Annotated in this window: 17 protein-coding genes; 3 read left to right on the top strand and 14 right to left on the bottom strand. The window is 39.5% G+C overall.

From position 1 onward, the window contains the following. Window positions 1–161 precede the first annotated feature (161 nt). Window positions 162–1031: an acyl-CoA thioesterase II gene (tesB, locus tag P3L37_RS03420; protein ID WP_109911901.1), complete on the top strand. Its 870-nt coding sequence runs from the start codon at window positions 162–164 to the stop codon at window positions 1029–1031. A 138-nt stretch (window positions 1032–1169) separates the two neighbouring features. Here the strand turns inward: tesB and amtB are convergent, their stop codons facing one another. The 5 genes from amtB to P3L37_RS03395 all read right to left on the bottom strand — a co-directional run bounded on the left by amtB (window position 1170) and on the right by P3L37_RS03395 (window position 7035). Continuing rightward, the gene (gene amtB, locus P3L37_RS03415; protein WP_109911900.1) at window positions 1170–2450 is read right to left on the bottom strand and encodes an ammonium transporter AmtB; all 1281 of its coding nucleotides are present in this window, start codon (window positions 2448–2450) and stop codon (window positions 1170–1172) included. A 10-nt stretch (window positions 2451–2460) separates the two neighbouring features. After that, window positions 2461–2799, bottom strand: coding sequence for a P-II family nitrogen regulator (glnK, locus tag P3L37_RS03410; RefSeq protein WP_004905421.1), 339 nt, complete (start codon window positions 2797–2799; stop codon window positions 2461–2463). A gap of 172 nt (window positions 2800–2971) precedes the next feature. Next, window positions 2972–4756, bottom strand: coding sequence for a SmdB family multidrug efflux ABC transporter permease/ATP-binding protein (locus P3L37_RS03405; protein ID WP_272667452.1), 1785 nt, complete (start codon window positions 4754–4756; stop codon window positions 2972–2974). Further along, a complete protein-coding gene (locus tag P3L37_RS03400) occupies window positions 4753–6498 on the bottom strand; it encodes a SmdA family multidrug ABC transporter permease/ATP-binding protein (RefSeq protein ID WP_272667453.1) in 1746 nt (581 codons plus the stop codon). Before P3L37_RS03400 ends, P3L37_RS03405 begins: the two co-directional genes overlap by 4 nt. 75 nt (window positions 6499–6573) lie before the next feature. After that, complete coding sequence (locus P3L37_RS03395; protein WP_004905429.1) at window positions 6574–7035, bottom strand: Lrp/AsnC family transcriptional regulator; 462 nt, start codon at window positions 7033–7035, stop codon at window positions 6574–6576. Between the two features lie 277 nt (window positions 7036–7312). Between P3L37_RS03395 and queC the strand changes: the two genes are divergently transcribed. After that, complete coding sequence (gene queC / locus P3L37_RS03390; RefSeq protein ID WP_109911897.1) at window positions 7313–8002, top strand: 7-cyano-7-deazaguanine synthase QueC; 690 nt, start codon at window positions 7313–7315, stop codon at window positions 8000–8002. Between the two features lie 61 nt (window positions 8003–8063). On the opposite strand, the gene P3L37_RS03385 is transcribed toward queC, so the two are convergent. The 9 genes from P3L37_RS03385 to bolA form a co-directional block, all read right to left on the bottom strand. Beyond that, window positions 8064–8492, bottom strand: coding sequence for an acyl-CoA thioesterase (locus P3L37_RS03385; protein ID WP_109911896.1), 429 nt, complete (start codon window positions 8490–8492; stop codon window positions 8064–8066). 175 nt (window positions 8493–8667) lie between these two features. Then, window positions 8668–9039 (bottom strand): ComEA family DNA-binding protein, encoded by a 372-nt coding sequence (locus tag P3L37_RS03380; protein ID WP_110731391.1) that lies wholly within the window; start codon window positions 9037–9039, stop codon window positions 8668–8670. 144 nt (window positions 9040–9183) lie between these two features. After that, on the bottom strand, window positions 9184–11055 hold the full coding sequence (ppiD, locus tag P3L37_RS03375) for a peptidylprolyl isomerase (protein WP_109911894.1): 1872 nt from the start codon (window positions 11053–11055) through the stop codon (window positions 9184–9186). A 175-nt stretch (window positions 11056–11230) separates the two neighbouring features. Further along, window positions 11231–11506, bottom strand: coding sequence for a nucleoid-associated protein HU-beta (gene hupB, locus P3L37_RS03370; RefSeq protein WP_004914513.1), 276 nt, complete (start codon window positions 11504–11506; stop codon window positions 11231–11233). Window positions 11507–11732: 226 nt separating this feature from the next. Further along, a complete protein-coding gene (gene lon / locus P3L37_RS03365; RefSeq protein ID WP_004914515.1) occupies window positions 11733–14171 on the bottom strand; it encodes an endopeptidase La in 2439 nt (812 codons plus the stop codon). Between the two features lie 206 nt (window positions 14172–14377). Next, entirely contained in the window at window positions 14378–15655 is a 1278-nt protein-coding gene (gene clpX / locus P3L37_RS03360) for an ATP-dependent protease ATP-binding subunit ClpX (protein ID WP_004914518.1), read from the bottom strand. A gap of 114 nt (window positions 15656–15769) precedes the next feature. Next, window positions 15770–16390, bottom strand: a complete 621-nt coding sequence (gene clpP / locus P3L37_RS03355; protein ID WP_004905443.1) for an ATP-dependent Clp endopeptidase proteolytic subunit ClpP — start codon at window positions 16388–16390, stop codon at window positions 15770–15772. Window positions 16391–16930: 540 nt separating this feature from the next. Continuing rightward, a complete protein-coding gene (gene tig / locus P3L37_RS03350) occupies window positions 16931–18235 on the bottom strand; it encodes a trigger factor (RefSeq protein ID WP_004914522.1) in 1305 nt (434 codons plus the stop codon). 353 nt (window positions 18236–18588) lie between these two features. Then, window positions 18589–18927 carry a transcriptional regulator BolA gene (gene bolA / locus P3L37_RS03345; protein WP_004914525.1) on the bottom strand — a complete coding sequence of 113 codons (339 nt, stop codon included), beginning with the start codon at window positions 18925–18927 and terminating at the stop codon, window positions 18589–18591. 256 nt (window positions 18928–19183) lie between these two features. On the opposite strand from bolA, the gene P3L37_RS03340 reads away from it, so the two are divergent. Further along, complete coding sequence (locus tag P3L37_RS03340) at window positions 19184–19765, top strand: YajG family lipoprotein (protein ID WP_004914528.1); 582 nt, start codon at window positions 19184–19186, stop codon at window positions 19763–19765. Window positions 19766–19805 lie beyond the last annotated feature (40 nt).

The raw sequence follows: 19805 nt of genomic DNA, 5'->3' as shown, positions 1-19805 counted from the left end.
TAATAAAAAGTATAACTAATATTGGTAGAATAATACATTTATATTTCCAAATGTAACAATACGTAACCCCAATTTATTCGCTAGTAATTAATCTACCTATTCAGGGTAAATAATGGGAAAATACCAATATCTCATTTACGTATAACTGAACTAAGATGACTATGAGCCCAGAATTACAGAATTTAATTAGCCTAATTGAACTCGAAAAAATTGAAGAAGGTATTTTTCGTGGACAAAGCGAAGACCTTGGTTTACCTCAAGTTTTTGGTGGACAAGTTGTTGGACAAGCCATGTATGCAGCGAAGCAAACCATACCTGAAGAAAGAGCGATTAATTCTTTTCATAGTTATTTTTTACGCCCAGGCGATAGCTCACGTCCCATTGTTTATGACGTGGAAATTTTACGCGATGGCGGAAGCTTTAGCGCACGCCGAGTAAGTGCCATTCAAAATGGTAAACCTATCTTCTTTATGACCGCATCATTTCAATCTCAAGAAGAAGGTTATAGCCATCAGAACTTAATGCCAGATGTACCACCACCTACAAAATTAATTTCTCAAGATGATATTGTTCAAAGTTTGGCTGATAAATTACCAGAAGCAGTTAAAAAGTATGCTCTTCGGCCAACTCCTTTTGAATTTCGTCCCGTTGAATTTTACAGCCCATTCGATGCCGCACCTCAAGAACCATTTCGTTATATTTGGTTCAAAGCGAAAGGGCAACTGCCTGATATACCTTCACTACACCACTATTTATTGGGTTATGCCTCTGATTACAATTTCCTTCCTGCCGCATTACAGCCGCATGGTAGAGGATTTATGGAACGCGACTTACAGGTTGCAACTATTGACCATTCAATGTGGTTCCATCGCCCATTTAAAATTGATGACTGGTTACTGTACGCTGTAGAAAGCCCTTCGGCATCAGGTGGGAGGGGTTTTGTGAAAGGACAAATCTATAATTTACAAGGTGATCTTGTTGCAACTGCAGTCCAAGAAGGCGTAATTCGTCAACGGCAACCTCGTAAATAACCGCTATTTAAAGTAAGTGATTACTTACTTAGAAAAATATATTAGTCAGTTTAAAAAGGTAATGGCAGCCAGCAATAAGCTGCCATTATCAATTTACATAAAACACAGTATTATCCTGTAATTATCTTTACATGAAGGTTAATTGTAGGCACTTTCACCATGAGAAGTAATATCTAAGCCTTCCCTTTCTTTTTCAACATTAATTCGTAAGCCTGACGTTTTCTCTGCAATTTTAAATGCGATATAAGCAACAATTGCAGTCCAAACAACACAAACTAGGATGCTAACGGCTTGAATTCCTACTTGTTTCATCATCGTAATACCTTCCGCATAGCCACTTCCGCCTAATACCGTTGAGGTAAATACCCCCGTGAGTAAACACCCTAAAATGCCACAGACTCCGTGAACGCCAAAAACATCGCAAACATCATCAACTTTTAACCGACGTTTTAAAATCACTACCCCCCATAAACCTGCCAATCCAGAAAGTAGTCCGATGATTAATGCCCCGCCAACACCCACAGTACCCGCAGCAGGCGTAACACCGACTAACCCAGCCAAACACCCAGAGCAAGCCCCTAATAATGAAGGTTTCTCCCTGAAAAGCCATTCCGCTAAAGTCCACGATAAGATAGCGCCTGCCGCAGCTGCGATAGTGTTCACAAACGCGAGTGCAGCAATACTATTTGCACTTCCAGCCGAACCTGCATTGAAACCAAACCAGCCAATGAATAATATGGAAGTTCCCATAAATACCATAGGTAGGTTATGAGGTTTAATGGCTTCTTTCCCTAACCCGGTACGATGCCCCAGTAAGTAAGCACCAACTAAGCCTGCAACAGCCGCATTGATATGAACAACCGTACCTCCAGCAAAATCTAATGCGCCATCTTGCGATAAAATACCACCTCCCCACACCATATGTGCCATTGGCAAATAAGCAAATGTAGTCCAAATAAGGGTAAAAATTAGAATTGCAGAAAATTTAATTCGCTCTCCTAATGCACCAATCACTAATGCAACCGTTAAGCATGCAAATGCACCTTGAAACACGACGTGAATAAATTGAGGGATCGGTCCAGATAAGCTTTCTACAGTAATATCTTTCAACATGATCTGGCTAAAACCACCGATAAAATCATTTCCCTCACTAAAAGCTAAACTGTATCCATAAACAATCCAAATAACAGACACCAAAGCAAAAATAACTGCAGTTTGAGCCATCAAAGAAAGGACATTTTTGCTTCTTAGTAGCCCACCATAAAATAATGCGATACCTGGCAGTATCATAAAGATAACTAAAGCAGTCGCTATCATCATGAATGCATTATCCGCTTTATCCAGAGCTTCCTCTGCAGCAAACACGGTTATTGGAAAACCACCCATTAATAAGAATAAGTATTGGAACCCTTTGCGCATAGTTGTTCTCCTACAGTGCTTCGTCTTGTTTTTCACCTGTACGAATACGTACCGCTTGTTCTAATGACAAAATAAATATTTTTCCATCCCCAACTTGGCCCGTATAAGCTTTTTTTTCAATTGTTTCAATTACCTGCTCCACTAACTCATCAGAAACGGCTATTTCCATACGTACTTTAGGTAAAAAGTCGACAGTATATTCAGCACCTCTGTACAACTCGGCATGCCCTTTTTGCCTCCCAAACCCTCTAACTTCAGTAATGGTTAGCCCTTGAACTCCAATATCTGATAACGCTTCTCGGACTTCATCTAATTTAAATGGCTTAATGATCGCGATGATATATTTCATGTTCACTCCTATAAGTCAGGTGAATAAACTGCTCAATGCTTTGAACAGCACTGACGTTATAGCAAACCGTGTGCCAAAATATATTTATTCATATAATTCAATAAGAAAGGGCAAAATAAAAAACCACTCGGATGAGTGGCTTTAGAGGATGCATTATAAGAGTGCAGAACAATTAACTAGGTATAGCCTCAACTTCAGCATCACTATGGGCATTCAGTGATTCCCCAACTTGTTGCAACTGGTACATTTGATAATAGCGTCCTTTTTGTTGCAAAAGCTGTGAATGCTTACCTTGCTCAACAATTGCACCACGATGTAACACAACGACTTGATCAGCATCGACGATCGTCGATAAACGGTGAGCTATCACAACTAGAGTAGTATGTTGGCGGATCATACGTAATGCTTTTTGTATCGCTTGCTCTGTTCCTGAGTCAATGTTCGCGGTTGCTTCATCCAAAATTAAAATTTTAGGTGTCACCACAAGAACTCGAGCCATCGCTAGTAATTGTCTTTGCCCAACAGATAACGTATTTCCTTGTTCTCCGAGCACGGTATCTAACCCATCAGGTAACGCACGAACCAACTCAGCAAGCTGAACAGTTTCAAGAACTTCCCAGACTTTATCTTGGCTAATTTCACGTCCTAATGCGACGTTATCAAAAAATGACGCGGCAAGAACGACAGGATCTTGCTGTACCATCGCAATACCATTACGCAACACTTGGTGCGATAGTGAATTTAAATCGCGCCCATCTAGTAAAATTTCACCTTCCTGCCATGGGTAATATCCCATAATTAAATTTGCAATGGTACTTTTACCACTTCCTGTATGGCCGACCAACGCAATAAAATTATGATCAGGCACTTGTAAATTAATGTCTTTAAGCACAATGTTGTTATCACGATAGGCAAAGGATAAATGGTTAATTGAGATTGAACCACCTTGTAACGGCTCAATACTTGCGCCATAGCCTTGTTGCGGGCTATCCATTAATTCAAAAACACGCTCACCAGAAACAACGGCTTGCTGCAACATTGACTGCTGAGAAGTTAATTCAATGAGCGGTTCATTCAAGCGGCCTAAATAATTAATAAAAGCATATAAAACACCAACACCAATGGTGGTCGTTCCTTCGAATCCAAATAGCAATAGTAAACCACATAATACTGAGGCAGAAAGTAAGCTCAACAATGGCCTTAATAATAAGCCATCAAGCTTTAATGCTTTCATTCTTGCAAAATAATGGTCTTGGCTAAGACTTTGCATTTTTTCGCCAAATCTAGCTTGCTGGATAAATTGCTGGATAACGGTCATTCCATTGATAACCTCATTAAAACCGTTATTAATATCAGCAAGGTAAGACCTAACACGGCGTACTATCGGCGTACTTAGACGCTGATAGACAATCATCACGACACATACCGCAGGAAAAATCATTAAAGCAACTAATGCCATACGCCACTCTAATGAAAACATTGCCACTAACATGGCACAAATGAGTGCTAAGCTGCGAAAAACGGTGGGTACAACCATCACAAACAGGTCTTTAATAACCTCAGTGTCATTTGTCACGCGTGAAATTAGTTGGCCAACAGGTTGCTTATCGAATGCGCTCAAAGGCTGCCTTAATGCAGCGTTCATCACATCCGTTCGTAATGTTTGCACTACCCCCACAGAAGCTTTATTAAATAAAATAATTTGATAGTAATGTAATAGTGCAGCAATAACTTGGAGCAATATAAACCCAACAGCCATATATAAAGCCAGTGGCATGATGATTTGTTTTTTCGCTATCATGTTATCAATAAAATAACTGATTAGCAGAGGCCCACTAACTTCTGCAATAGCAGCTAGCCATAGCATTGCAATGGCAATAGCCATGGTTCCTCGGTACGCTTTTCCATAAGCAAGTAAACGCTTAAGTGCTGGCCACAGCGGTTTCTTTTGGCTCATAGATCACCATCCAAAGCTGCTTCAATCTGTTGATATTGATACATATCTTTATACCAACCCGATTGCTCAATAAGCGCGTCATGTCTACCTCTGCTAACAATAGCACCTTGAGATAGCACTAAAATATTGTCCGCCTCTACCAATGCAGATAGACGATGGGCGCTGATGATCATGGTTCTATCTTGTCGCCAATGGCTTAAATTTTGTAAAATTGTAAACTCAGTCTGCCCATCAACGGCAGAAAGTGCGTCATCTAGCACCAAGATTTCCGCATTCTGCAAGATAGCCCTCGCAATAGAAATTCGTTGTTTCTGCCCGCCTGATAACATGACGCCTCGCTCACCAACCTGAGTGGAATAGCCTTCAGGTAAACGTAAAATATCATCATGTACACAAGCAATGCGTGCAGCCTGTTCAATTTCTTCTTGAGTGGTATCAGGTCGCCCAAGCGCGATATTGCCTGCGACGGTATCTGAAAACAAAAATGGAGACTGATTTACGATAGATAACCGAGCACGCCATTCATCTAAACGAATTTCGGGTAACGGTAAACCTTGATAGAAAATAACCCCTTCCGTAATATCAAATTGACGTTGTAATAACGTCAACAATGTTGATTTTCCAGATCCTGTTGGCCCACATATCCCTAAAAATTGCCCAGGTTTTAGGTCAAACTTAATATCATGTAATGCTGTTCTCGAGGTTTCTGGATAACTAAATTTGATGATATTTACATTCAAATTTCCCTTTTCAGGCTGTAATGAATGCGAACCATCCTGAATGACTAACGGTTCATTGAGTAAACTAAGAATACGGCTATAAGCTGCACTACCCCGTTCAACGATATTAAACATCCATGCGAGCGCTAACATCGGCCAAATCATTAACCCTAGATACATCACAAAGCTCGTTAATTCGCCTAGCGTCAGTGTGTCGTTTAATACCATCCAGCTTCCCCCTGCAATAGCGAGTAAGTTGGCCATACCAATCGCCATAAAAATAGTGGGGTCAAAACGAGCATCAACTTTAGCAACATGCATATTGCGACGCCCTGCCTCGGTAGCTACCTGTTCAAATTGATTTGATTGATGATCTTCGAGGCCAAAAGCTTTAATCATGCGAATACTTGTTAAACTTTCTTGTGCATGATTATTTAAAGACGAAAATGCCCCTTGGGCATGCTTGAAACGCTGATGAAGCTGATCCCCATAACGTTTAATGACTAATGCCATAATTGGCATTGGAATAAGTGCAAGTAAAGTAAGCTGCCAACTAATTTCAACGCTCATCATAATGAGCACCGCACACCCCATCACTAATGAGTCAACTAATGTTAAAACGCCCTCTCCTGCAGCAAACACAACTCGGTCAACATCATTCGTTGTACGTGCAATTAAATCTCCCGTTCGGTACCTAAGGTAAAATGCTTGGTTTTGCAGACTTAGTTGCCGATAAAATTTTTGTCGTAGTTGTACGGCTAACTTATAAGAAGCACCAAATAACCATAAACGCCAGACATAGCGCAAACCATACACAACCAATGCAATCAACAGCATGACTAAAACATAAGTGATCAATTGCTTTGTCGACATTGCCCCTTTACTAATTCCATCAACAACAACACCAACAATGCGTGGGGGAACTAATTGTAAGATAGCAATGATAATTAAAAAGCAAACAGCGCCGAGATAGCGCCGCCATTCACTCAAAAAATACCAACTTAGTTGTGAAAATAATCGCACGTAATACTGCCTTGAATATATTGATTTATTGATGCCTAAGAATGAGAGCCCGTAATTATCTAAGTTATTACAGGGTTAATCAGGAATAGGCAATACTGTCGTATACTTGATTTTTTCCATTGCAAAGCTTGAAGTTACATCGATTAAACCATGAACACCATTAACTAACTTTTTATAAAACAAGTCATATGATTTCATATCATGAACTTCCACTTGCATAAGATAATCATACTCCCCAGCCATACGATAAAACATCAGAACTTCAGGAAGTTGACTAACAAAAGAAACAAATTGCTCATACCACTCACTATTATGATGCTGTGTTTTAATTGTCACAATCACCGTTAAACCTAAACCTAACTTCTCACCATCGAGTAAAGTGACTCGCCCTCGAATATAACCTTCATCTTCAAGCCTTTTTAATCTTTTCCAGCACGGAGTAGAGGTTAAATTAACAGCTTCCGCAAGGGTATTTAAGGATAAGCTGCTGTCATTTTGCAATAAACAAAGCAGTTTTTTGTCTATTTTATCTAACATAATTACTCTCTTGGCTTGGGTGTAAGTGCTTTTATCGTTATTTTATTAGCTGTATAACTATATTATGCAAAATTGAATAATTAAAAAACAATAAAAATGTTACCAAATACCATGATTATAGAATATTTTTATACAGATAACCAAATCAGCATATAAATAGTCCTTCAATCAAACTAATTTGATAAAAATAGAACTATGAATTACATCCCAGTATCGCTAACATGCTTTACTCTCTTTCCATCACATTTTGATAATGATATATCACCAAGGAGTACCTATGAAACGCGCAGTTGTGGTTTTTAGCGGAGGCCAAGACTCAACAACCTGTCTTATTCAAGCTTTGCAAAACTATGATGAAGTTCATTGTGTTACTTTCGATTACGGCCAGCGCCACCGTTTTGAAATCGAAGTCGCACAGAAATTGAGCGTATCTTTAGGTGCTACAGCACATAAAGTGTTAGATGTCACATTACTCAATGAATTAGCAATCAGCAGCTTAACTCGAGATAACATCCCAGTTCCTGATTTTTCAGAAAGCGAGTCCAGTACTTTACCCAGCACTTTTGTTCCAGGGCGCAACATTTTATTCCTCACATTAGCAGCAATTTATGCTTACCAAGTAAAAGCAGAAGCGGTGATAACCGGTGTTTGTGAAACTGATTTTTCAGGTTACCCAGATTGCCGAGATGAATTTGTCAAAGCCCTCAATCATGCTGTAGACCTCGGTCTTGCCAAAAATATTCGCTTTGAAACCCCATTAATGTGGTTAAATAAAGCCCAAACATGGGCTCTTGCCGACAGTTATGGCCACCTTGAAACCATCAGGCAGCAAACACTGACTTGTTATAATGGTATTCAAGGTGATGGTTGCGGTGAATGTGCTGCCTGCCATTTAAGGAGCAAGGGCTTAAATGAATATTTAAATGATAAAGAAGCCATCATGCTCTCATTAAAGCAAAAGCCATAATGAATTAGTCAAACACACAGCCTATCATTAGCTTATTCGTAATATTCAAGCTAATGGTAGGCTAGTTTTGAATAAAATCTTCAGAACCCACCTTGAATGACTCTAACTTCTCACGCAGCTGTTCATCGATAATAATTGCTTTATTCTCGATATTATTGATAAAAACAAATGTCACATAAGCATCTGAAACAACCTCTTGAATTCCTGCTTTAGTGCGAATAATTTGTTGATAACATACTGCGCTTTTACTGCCTATTTTGTCCATACGGGTCACCACAGTCAGCTCATCACCGAGTAAGACACCTTGTATATAATTTACATTAATATTCACCGCAGCTATTGTTAAATTGTTTTCTATAGCCCACCTAATAAAATTGCGTTTATTCATCCATTCCCAGCGGTCTGCTTCATAGAATTCTAAGTAACGTGCATTATTAACGTGCTGAAAAACATCTATATGATAACCATGAACTTTAATGTGTGTTGTCATAACTACTCCGACCAGTTTATTTTTTAATAACATAAAAATAACAAATGTACGGAAAATGTGCTGAATGATTATCAAGAATAAGACTTAGCTCCCAAATTATTTACAAGATGCTTAGTTTTCTGCTTAATTATTAACCTTAAATATATTCCCCCATACTTTGTATGGGGGATTTTAGTTACAAAGTTAACTTATCTTTATTCTTTTCTAAAAATGCAGGACCTATCCCCTGAACTTCTAAAATATTCTCAATGGAATTAAAAGCCCCATATTTTTGCCTATATTCAACGATAGCTTTAGCTTTTTGCCTACCTATGCCATTAAGTTTTTCGGCAAGTTCCTCTTCACCTGCTAAGTTAATATTTACCTTGTCAGACTGCTCATGGTTAGTTGATGGTGAGTTATTACTTACTTGTTTTTTTTGAGTGACAGCCGTAGTGGCTTTTTCTGGCTCAATTTTCTTAGCCAAAGAAAAAGAAGAAAATGAGCATAATAAAGAAAGGAGCAGAACAATACCTAATCTGCATTTATTGACTGAATTCCATAACATATTTGTTCTCCTGTGTATGTTGAGACACAACGATGCCATAGAAAAATATGGAACACTTTTTAATAAAATTAAAAATACGAAAGGCCACCCAAAGGTGGCCTTCTATTCATAACGTTACAATTTTACTTGCGAAGCTGCTCGCAATTATTCAATATTCAGCACTTCAATTTTTGCATTTTCACGCAAGTTAAGCATCAAAGCTTCGTTAACCGCAGAACTCATAGCGCCTTGGTATTCACGAGTTAGTTGTTTTAACTCGTCATCCGTTGGCTGACCTAATGTTACTTTATCTAGCTGAATAACCACATAGTTATCAGACTCATCACGCGCAAGTGCGTAGCTTGGTTTACCATCAACAGGTTGTGGCATTTCCATTGTCGCATTGATAACCGCTGTTTGTGGCATTAAACGAGAAACGGTTTGAGCATCAGAGAATTTAACACCCGTGGCACTTAGAGCTTCAGCCCCTTTACCCGCTTTTAACTCAGTAAGTAATTTATCGCCCGTAGCTTTCAACTCTGCTTCGGCTTTTTGGCGTTTAACCAGTGTTTCAATTTCTGACTTAACCTGTTCAAAAGGTTCAACACTTTCAGGTTTGTACTCTGTAACACGCACAACAAATGCACGGTCACCTTCCACGTTAATAACGTCTGAGTTGATTCCTTTAGAACCATTTTTATCCACTAAACGATCGCTAAATACTTCACTGACCACTTTAGGGAAATTAAGCGCAGCAGGTGGGTTTGTTCTATCAAACCAATCCGTTGTCACAGCCTTCAAACCAGATACAGATTCAACTGATACTAATGATTCCATATCACTCGTGGCCGCTTCACTGACTTTTTGCTGTAAGTCATAGAATTGCTTAATGTTTTTATCTTGAAGCAAGCTAGTTTTAATACTTTCTTCAACTTGCTCAAACGGTTTAATCGATTCTGGCTTAATATCATCTAAACGAAAAATAACATAGCTATTTTGTGATTTAACAGGTGCCGAAAGTTGCCCTTTTTCTGTTAATTTAGCATCCACAATTTCGCTTGGCGTTGATGCAGCTTCCATCCAACCAATCAGGCCTTTTTGCCCTGCACTGAATTTATCCGTTGATTTTTCAGCGGCTAACGTTGCAAAGTCTGCACCTTGTTTTAATTCATCCAGAATATCATTCGCTTCTTTTTCAGAAGCAACCTGAATCATACTGTACTGCTTTTGCTCTGCTTGAGTATAATTTTTCAGGTTTTGCTCATAATAGGTTTTTACTTCTTCATCAGACACTGTCGCTGGTGCCATCGATGCTGCATCCATTTCAACATAGCTTACTTGCACCTTCTCAGGTGAAATAAAGCTATTTTGGTTAGCATCATAATAGGACTTTAATTCTTCTTCAGAGGCTGTTTGTTTTGCTTGAACCTCTGCTAAATCTAAAAGTGCAGTGCGAATTTCACGCTCTTGCATAAATAATTCAGCATACGCTTTAACTTCAGATGGTAAAGCGAAATCCGTTCCAGTAAAAGTTTTGGCTAGCTGAGCACGTGTAAGATCTTGGCGAATTTGAGCCGCAAGGCTATCTGCATTAATGTTGTTACGGCTTAAGATCTCACGATATTTTTCGCTATCAAACCGGCCATCTGTTTGGAAAACAGGCATTGAGAAAATATATTGCTCAATTTGCTGATCGCTTGCTGAGAGTTGTAGTTCATTAGCATACTGATTAATCAATTCATTGTTAATCAAGTTATCAAGAGCTTGGCGGCGCAGTAAATTCATGCTTTCTTCATTACTAGCGACTTCTGAAAATTTATCCCCCAGGTACTCTTGTAATGATTGGCGCTCTTGTTGAAAAGCCTGCTGTAGCTGCTCTCGGCTTATTGACTGCCCGTTAACTTCAGCGGCATTATTTGCACTGTTGCCACCAAGGCCACCCATCATAACGCCACCCAACACGAATGAAAGGATAATCAGCGCCAGTATTATTTTGAGCAAAGGACTATTCGCCTTTGTGCGTAAATTTTCCATCATAAAAAGGCTTAACTCCGCTTTGTTGAATTCAATTTCCTGATAATACGCTAATCTTAACTCAGAAAGAAAAAAAAGCGCACCATTTCAATGGTGCGCTTATATATTAGCTGATTAAAGACATTCCGTCAGTTTGAGTTTTCGCAAAAATACGAGAAAGACAAACTTAAATACCTAATTAGCTATTTACAGCGTCTTTAAGACCCTTACCTGGACGGAAAGCAGGAACTTTCGCCGCAGCTATTTTAATTTCTTTACCCGTTTGAGGGTTACGGCCTGTACGTGCTGCACGCTCACGAACAGAGAAAGTCCCAAAGCCAACTAGAGCAACATCGTCCCCTTTACTCAAAGAACCCGTTACGGTAGCAACGAACGCGTCAACAACACGACCTGCTGCAGCTTTAGAAATATTCGCATCAGAAGCGATTTGATCAATCAGTTGAGCTTTATTCACTCTTATCATCCCCATATTAGTTGGACTATAAATCTCTTAATTAACTATAGCAGTTATTAGTATAGTTAATTAATGATGCAGCCGTTATATCAATCCTGATTACCAATGGCAAGAGAACAGATTGCATACAAACAATTATCAGAATCATCGTTAAATTAGCGATGAAAAAAAAGGCTGACAAGCCCTAAATTAGCTGTCAGCCTTAATTTTATACAAACTTCTTGATTCAGCTCACTCTTTTAGCTTTCTTTTTAACTACTTCAGCTCCAAAAGGAGGATTAACTAAAGCCAAAGATAAGACTTCTTCAATCGTTTTCACAGGGTGAATTTCAAGATCTGCGATCACATTTTGAGGAATTTCTTCTAAATCACGTTCGTTTTCTTTAGGAATTAATACTGTTTTAATCCCTCCACGGTGTGCCGCCAATAATTTCTCTTTTAAGCCACCAATTGGGAAAACTAACCCTCTTAATGTAATTTCACCCGTCATAGCAACATCTGCTCTCACCGGATTACCCGTTAGGCAAGAAACTAATGCTGTAGACATCGCAATACCTGCACTTGGACCATCTTTTGGCGTTGCCCCTTCAGGTACGTGCACATGGATATCGCGTTTTTCATAAAAATCGCTATTAATACCCAGTTTTTCCGCTCGAGCTCTAACAACCGTTAATGCGGTTTGAATAGACTCTTGCATCACTTCACCTAAAGAACCGGTATAGGTTAGTTTGCCTTTACCGGGCACACAAGCAGTTTCAATAGTGAGTAAGTCACCACCAACTTCAGTCCAAGCAAGGCCTGTAACTTGCCCAACACGGTTTTCTGTGTCTGCTTGGCCGTAATCAAAACGACGAACTCCCAGATAATCTTTCAGGTTGTCCGCATTGATTTCAATGTGCTTGAGCTTTTTGTCCATAAGTAGCGCTTTAACCGCTTTACGGCATAATTTAGAGATTTCGCGCTCTAAACCACGAACTCCAGCCTCACGAGTGTAATAACGAATGATGCTCATTAAAGCACTATCATCGATAGTTAACTCATTCTTTTTCAACGCATTACGTTCAATCTGCTTAGACAGCAAATGTCTTTTCGCAATATTCAGTTTTTCATCTTCTGTATAACCAGAAAGGCGAATCACTTCCATACGATCTAACAATGGTGCAGGGATGTTCATTGAGTTCGATGTTGCAACGAACATCACATCAGACAAATCGTAATCCACTTCTAAGTAGTGGTCGTTAAAGGCAATATTTTGTTCTGGATCAAGCACCTCTAGTAATGCAGAGGCTGGGTCGCCACGCATATCAGATGACATTTTATCAATTTCATCCAGTAAAAATAGTGGGTTTTTGACGCCTACTTTTGCCATCTTTTGGATCAGCTTACCTGGCATTGAACCAATATAAGTACGACGGTGACCACGGATTTCAGCTTCATCGCGCACCCCACCTAATGCCATACGTGTATATTGGCGACCCGTAGCCTTAGCAATAGATTGCCCCAAAGAGGTTTTACCTACACCCGGAGGCCCAACCAAGCAAAGGATTGGCCCTTTAATTTTACTGACGCGGCTTTGCACTGCCAGATACTCTAAAATACGGTCTTTCACACGCTCTAAACCGTAGTGGTCGGTATCTAACACTTCTTGTGCTTTAACTAAGTCTTTTTTGACTTTGCTACGTTTATGCCATGGAACCTGCACCATCCAATCAATATAGCTACGGACAACAGTAGCTTCTGCTGACATCGGAGACATCATTTTCAGCTTCTGCAATTCTGCTTCGGCTTTTTCTTGTGCCTCTTTTGGCATTTTCGCTTCTTCGATTTTACGTTTTAGCGATTCATATTCGTCTGGCGCATCATCCATTTCACCCAGCTCTTTCTGAATAGCTTTCATTTGCTCATTCAGATAATACTCGCGCTGGCTTTTTTCCATCTGTTTTTTAACGCGGTTACGAATGCGTTTTTCCACTTGCAGCAACTCAGTTTCTGACTCCATCATGGCCATCAAAAACTCTACGCGTTCAGCAATATTTGCCATTTCTAAAACGCGTTGTTTATCTGCTAATTTTAATGGCATATGAGAGGCAATGGTATCTGCCAGTTTATCTAGCTGATCTTGTTCAATTGCATGTAACGCAGTTAGTACTTCAGGTGGAATCTTTTTATTCAGTTTTATATAGCTTTCAAACTGACTAACAATAGTGCGATACAATACTTCGTTTTCTTTTTCATCAAGTGCATCTGATGATTGAGAACCCGCTGCCGTTTCATCATACGGTGCGTGTTCAGATTCACTATTTTGCTCTGTTGCCAAATACTCTGCTTGCGCTAAGAAATATTCGCCATTATCTGTCAAACTGGTAATACGTGCGCGTCGTAGCCCTTCAACGAGGACCTTAACTGTACCATCAGGCAGTTTTAGCATCTGGATAACGGATGCAACTGTACCGACAGCAAATAAATCATTCACCCCTGGCTCATCAGTCGAGGCTTCTTTTTGTGCAACCAGCATTACCTGCTTGTCATGATCCATCGCTGCTTCCAGACTGTGAATGGATTTTTCACGTCCAACAAACAGTGGGATCACCATATGTGGGTATACCACTACATCACGCAGAGGCAATACTGGTATTTCAATGCGTTCGGAACGCTCAGGATTCATAAAGCTCTCTCTTCGTTTAGCTCACGCTAGTTTAAGGGTTTCTGTCTCTTGCTTTAAAATTGCTTTCTAAAACAAGGAAACCACACCTCAGAATATAAACTATATGGGGACAAGATTTTAGCATTCAATGGCTAGTTGAACATAAAAAACAAAATGAGGGAAACCCCTCATTTCGTTTGATTAACTATTGAACGTTTTATATGGGATTAGTTATCGCCGGAAGCTTGAGCATCAGGTTTGCTATATATCAATAGCGGCTCTGATTGCTCATTAATGACGTTTTCATCAACGACAACTTTTTCAACATTACTCATTGAAGGAAGGTCATACATCGTATTTAACAATGCAGCTTCAACAATAGAACGTAAACCACGAGCTCCGGTTTTACGTGCCATGGCTTTCTTAGCGATGGCTTTTAATGCTTCCTCACGGAACTCAAGCTCTGTATTTTCAAGACTAAATAAGGCTTGGTATTGCTTAGTTAATGCGTTTTTAGGTTCTTTCAGAATCTGAATTAATGCTTCTTCACTTAATTCAGTTAATGTTGCAACAACAGGCAAGCGACCAATAAACTCAGGGATTAAACCAAATTTAATTAAATCTTCTGGTTCTGCCTGCGTTAACAATTCGCCTTCCGTTGCTTTATCTGATTCACCTTTCACTTCTGCAGCAAAACCGATACCTGAACGGGTATTTAAACGCTGACCGATCACTTTATCGAGCCCTGCAAATGCCCCGCCACAAATGAAGAGGATCTTTGAGGTATCAACCTGCAAAAACTCTTGCTGAGGGTGCTTACGTCCCCCTTGTGGTGGTACTGCCGCAACAGTTCCTTCAATTAGTTTCAGAAGTGCTTGTTGCACACCTTCACCGGAAACGTCACGGGTAATTGATGGGTTATCTGATTTACGTGAAATTTTATCAATTTCATCAATGTATACGATACCACGTTGGGCTTTTTCAACATCGTAATCGCATTTTTGCAGTAATTTTTGAATAATATTTTCAACGTCTTCACCAACATAACCAGCTTCAGTTAATGTCGTTGCATCAGCCATTGTAAATGGTACATCCAAATAACGCGCTAAAGTTTCAGCTAAAAGTGTTTTACCACTACCTGTTGGTCCAATTAGCAAAATATTACTTTTACCTAATTCAACACCATCACTGGTTTTATCACCATTACGTAAGCGCTTGTAATGGTTATATACCGCAACAGCTAAAACTTTTTTCGCTTTTTCTTGACCGATGACATAGTCGTCAAGATGCTGCCGAATTTCATGTGGTGTAGGCAGTTCACTACGCTCACGATGCGGCGTAAGTTCTTTGATTTCTTCACGGATGATATCGAGACATAAATCTACGCATTCATCACAAATATAGACTGACGGACCGGCAATCAGCTTACGTACTTCATGCTGACTTTTTCCGCAGAAAGAGCAGTAAAGCAGTTTTCCTGTCCCCTCTTTGCGTTTATCTGTCATCAGTTGACCTCACTTTTATCCATATTGTTTCGTTTTCGTTGATTAAAAAAACAAAACAACGATTTTCTTTAAAATAGTTTATGGTATGAACTAATTATACCAAAAGTTAACCCATTAACGGCTACTATAAATTTGGTCGACTAAACCATACTCTTTTGCTTCATTTGCAGATAAGAAACGGTCACGCTCTGTGTCTCGAGTAATTTCTTCAATGGATTTTCCCGTATGCAGAGCCATTAACTCGTTCATTCGAGATTTCACTTTAAGAATCTCTTGGGCATGGATTTCGATATCTGACGCTTGGCCTTGATAACCCCCTAACGGTTGGTGGATCATCACGCGTGAATTTGGTAAGCAGAAACGTTTACCTTTGGTACCCGCCGTCAATAAAAAAGCCCCCATGGAACAAGCTTGCCCCATACAAATAGTGCTTACATCAGGCTTGATAAACTGCATCGTATCGTAAATTGACATTCCTGCGGTAATAACGCCACCTGGTGAATTAATATACAAATGAATATCTTTTTCAGGGTTTTCTGCTTCAAGAAATAACATCTGAGCGACGATTAAATTCGCCATATGGTCTTCCACTTGACCGGTCAGGAAGATAATACGTTCTTTTAATAGACGTGAGTAAATATCATACGAGCGCTCACCACGAGAAGTTTGCTCTATGACCATAGGCACAAGGGCCATTTGAGATGCTAATTGTTCCTGACTGCCAAAATGTGACATCGAAATCTCCTATTAAAAACGTTCTGGTGCTTGCGCCTAATTTGCTGTCTGCCTGCTATTTTGAGCAGAGATCATGCCACAAACAACGGTTTTAAAAAATTCCTGTGTCTGCAGGCTCTTTCAATTCTCTTATTTTTCTAGTTTAGCTAATATTTAACCAAATAACTGCAGAAATAAGAAGAAAATGCAGCTAAGTATGCTGCAGTAAATAAGACGCTCTTTAAAAGAGTTTAACACAAGTCTATTGGGTTACATGGAATTATACCATTAGAAAACCATACTTGATTTTCAAGGGAAACAAAATAACTCAGTTGGTTAATATCACCGTTTTCGACAATGTTAAGCTATTCAAAATAGTTCAAATTGCAATTAAAATCCCATTTAGACTACTTGAAGTATAGATAATATAATTAGGGTTTAAATGTGTTTTTCAAGGGTATCCTAATTAAATTCGCTAAAGTGATAATTTAAAGGCTTTAATTGACAAAAAACCCGTAGCAGTACACCACGGGTTTCATTATTTTATACAGCAAGAAAAAATTAACCTGCTTGAACTTGGTTCATCAGTTCAGTGAAGTTAGTTTCTTTTTCTGTCACTTTAGCAACTGCCAATACAGTTTCAACAGCTTGTTCTTCTAAAGCTAAATTACGAACGCTGTTCATCAGCTCTTCGTTTTTGCTGTAGTATTCGATAACTTCAGCTGGATCTTCATACGCAGAAGCCATTTCTTCAATCAGCGCTTTAACACGATCTTCATCAGCTTTCAGTTCGTTTTTGTTGATCACTTCGCCTAACAGCAGACCAATCACTACGCGACGTTTTGCTTGTTCTTCAAACAGTTCACGAGGTAATTCCATCGCTTGTTTTTCGTCGCCACCAAAGCGTTGTGCCGCTTGACGACGCAGAACATCAATTTCACCATCAACAACTGCAGCTGGAACTTCGATGTCATTCGCTTTGATTAAGCCATCAAGAACTTGTGCTTTAACACGGTTACGCACGGCATTTTTCAGCTCACGTTCCATGTTTTTACGTACTTCTGCACGCAGGCCATCTAAAGAACCATCAGCGATACCAAAACGCTTGATAAATTCTTCAGTGAATTCAGGCAGTTCACGTTGTTCTACTTTCTTCAGAACGATAGCAAATTTCGCAGCTTTACCTTTCAGGTTTTCAGCATGGTAGTCTTCTGGGAAGTTAACTTCGATATCGAATTCTTCACCCGCTTTATGACCAACAACACCTTCTTCGAAACCTGGGATCATACGACCTTCGCCCATAACCAGAGCGAAATCTTCTGCTTTGCCGCCTTCGAATTCTTCACCATCGATAGAACCGGTAAAGTTGATAGTGATGCGAGAGTCAGCTTCTGCTGCCGCTTCAACTTCTTTCCACTGCGCTTGTTGCTTACGCAGAGTTTCTAACATATTTTCCAGATCTTCGTCTTTTACAGAAACTGCTGGTTTTTCAACTTCAATAGTTTCTAAACCTGCTAATTCGATTTCTGGGTAAACTTCGAATTCAACTGAATAAACAAAATCTTTACCATCTTCGAGTTGCTCAGGCTTGTAGCTAGGCGCACCCGCTGGATTGATTTTTTGTTCAATAATTGCGTTGATGAAGTTACGTTGCATTACATCGCCCAGAACGTCTTGCATAACAGACGCGCCATAACGCTGTTTAACGATGTTCATTGGTACTTTTCCTTTACGGAAACCATCAACACGTACTTTTTTAGCAACACTAACTAATTCGCTATTAACTGCTTTTTCAATATCAGTGGCAGGAACGGTGATTGTTACACGACGCCCAAGGCCTTGAGTCGTTTCAACAGAAACTTGCATCTTCTTACCTCAAAATAAATCTTAGTGATCGGTCTACTCCAGAGTTATGCCATTAAATCATAATGGCTGTCTCCCTTCCAGAACCGGGGGGCGTTACTTTCGTAACGGTCAATCCCTGATATCAGAAGCGTCCCGAAACCTTACTGAAAATTAGACGCAGCATTATACCGATGCATGCGCCCTGAGTCGAGAAAAGCTGAGAAAAGAAGCGTTTTTTCCTCATTATTTGTGACTTTTCTGACTAAATTTTTTGTTTTTTCACCTAAAGTGAAGAAAAAACATTCACCAAGCTCATCATTGAGCATGGCTGATTATGTAAAGCATAGTCTCAGTGTATTAACTGAAACGAAAAACTACCGATTAACACCGCCAACACCACGACAAGCTGGTGATTTTAACGCAGTGTCAGCAAGCTCATTCCACTCTTGTTGTGTATATGTATGCAAAGCAAGGGCATGGATCCCTCCCGATAATTCGTCCGCTAAAATAGCATAAATTTCGCGGTGACGGGCAAGCATTCGTTTATTTTCAAATTTATCACTCACTAAAATAACTTTGAAATGGCTTTCAGACCCCGGTAACACATTGTGTTGGTGGCTTTCATTAATGACCTCCAAATGTGTAGGTTCAAAAGCAACGTGTAACTTTTGGTTCACGAGAGATTGCATACTTTGAGCTGCATTAGCGACCATAAAATGTTCCTTAATTAAAAATTATGCCCAGAGGCAATTATTTTTATTGTACGCGTTGATTATTGCTATCTTCTTATTATAGAAATATCCGATAATAACTTGCCAATGTTATGATAGCGGCACATTGATGCGAATTTTTTCAAAAATTGTTGTCTAATAGTTCAGGATAAATAAGCCGCTAAGCTTTATATTGAACGACGGATACCCGCACCATAACGAAACATTTTCAATTAGGAAAGATGAACTGGAAAAAATTATGTTAAGAAAACTGTGTTTTCCACTTTTAGGGTTATTTCTTCTTGCGGGCTGTGCAACCAGCAGCAATACATTATCACTAGAGCCTAAGATAGCTTTACCTGCGAAAAACCCTACACTGAATGCAACTTCAATTAGTGTCAGCAGTGTCGATAACCGTACGAATAAATCCTTAGCAGAAGTTAATCGTAATGGTAGTTTAGTTGTACTGAACCCTTCACGCGACCCTCGTTATCTGATGCAAGAAGCCGTCGAAAAGCAAATGGCTGCACGTGGGTTTATGGTGACATCACCGGCAAATGTGAATTTAGTCGTTCAATTGAATAAACTCGATACCAAAGTAAGTGAAGGCAGCCTGCGCCATAATATTACTGTAAACTCCAGTGTCAGTATTATTGCAACAGCGCCAAATGGCTCGACAAAAACACGTTCATTTACCCGTAATTTTAATACACAAGAATTATTGGCTGCCAATAATGCCAAGATAGAAACGGCTATCAATAGCGCATTAACTGATTTAATTGCAGATATGGCAACAGACCAAGAAATCACCGATTTTATCAGACAAAATTCACGCTATTAATTGAGCAATCATTATCATTAAGTATTAAGCTACCTAAGCT

It is taken from the genome of Providencia sp. PROV114 (assembly GCF_032704305.1).
Taxonomy (GTDB): Bacteria; Pseudomonadota; Gammaproteobacteria; order Enterobacterales; family Enterobacteriaceae; genus Providencia; species Providencia rettgeri.
Note: the sequence above shows the minus strand (reverse complement) of the source record. Positions and strands in the feature narration are given on the sequence as shown.

What these genes read in the sequence shown, in the direction of transcription:
- tig (WP_004914522.1), bottom strand. Translation starts at nt 18,235, where the DNA reads ATGCAAGTTTCTGTTGAAACGACTCAAGGCCTTGGGCGTCGTGTAACA.
- P3L37_RS03385 (WP_109911896.1), bottom strand. Translation starts at nt 8,492, where the DNA reads ATGACAACACACATTAAAGTTCATGGTTATCATATAGATGTTTTTCAG.
- P3L37_RS03395 (WP_004905429.1), bottom strand. Translation starts at nt 7,035, where the DNA reads ATGTTAGATAAAATAGACAAAAAACTGCTTTGTTTATTGCAAAATGAC.
- bolA (WP_004914525.1), bottom strand. Translation starts at nt 18,927, where the DNA reads ATGGTCGCTAATGCAGCTCAAAGTATGCAATCTCTCGTGAACCAAAAG.
- P3L37_RS03405 (WP_272667452.1), bottom strand. Translation starts at nt 4,756, where the DNA reads ATGAGCCAAAAGAAACCGCTGTGGCCAGCACTTAAGCGTTTACTTGCT.
- tesB (WP_109911901.1), top strand. Translation starts at nt 162, where the DNA reads ATGAGCCCAGAATTACAGAATTTAATTAGCCTAATTGAACTCGAAAAA.
- lon (WP_004914515.1), bottom strand. Translation starts at nt 14,171, where the DNA reads ATGAATCCTGAGCGTTCCGAACGCATTGAAATACCAGTATTGCCTCTG.
- glnK (WP_004905421.1), bottom strand. Translation starts at nt 2,799, where the DNA reads ATGAAATATATCATCGCGATCATTAAGCCATTTAAATTAGATGAAGTC.
- clpP (WP_004905443.1), bottom strand. Translation starts at nt 16,390, where the DNA reads ATGTCACATTTTGGCAGTCAGGAACAATTAGCATCTCAAATGGCCCTT.
- P3L37_RS03340 (WP_004914528.1), top strand. Translation starts at nt 19,184, where the DNA reads ATGTTAAGAAAACTGTGTTTTCCACTTTTAGGGTTATTTCTTCTTGCG.
- ppiD (WP_109911894.1), bottom strand. Translation starts at nt 11,055, where the DNA reads ATGATGGAAAATTTACGCACAAAGGCGAATAGTCCTTTGCTCAAAATA.
- queC (WP_109911897.1), top strand. Translation starts at nt 7,313, where the DNA reads ATGAAACGCGCAGTTGTGGTTTTTAGCGGAGGCCAAGACTCAACAACC.
- amtB (WP_109911900.1), bottom strand. Translation starts at nt 2,450, where the DNA reads ATGCGCAAAGGGTTCCAATACTTATTCTTATTAATGGGTGGTTTTCCA.
- clpX (WP_004914518.1), bottom strand. Translation starts at nt 15,655, where the DNA reads ATGACAGATAAACGCAAAGAGGGGACAGGAAAACTGCTTTACTGCTCT.
- P3L37_RS03380 (WP_110731391.1), bottom strand. Translation starts at nt 9,039, where the DNA reads ATGTTATGGAATTCAGTCAATAAATGCAGATTAGGTATTGTTCTGCTC.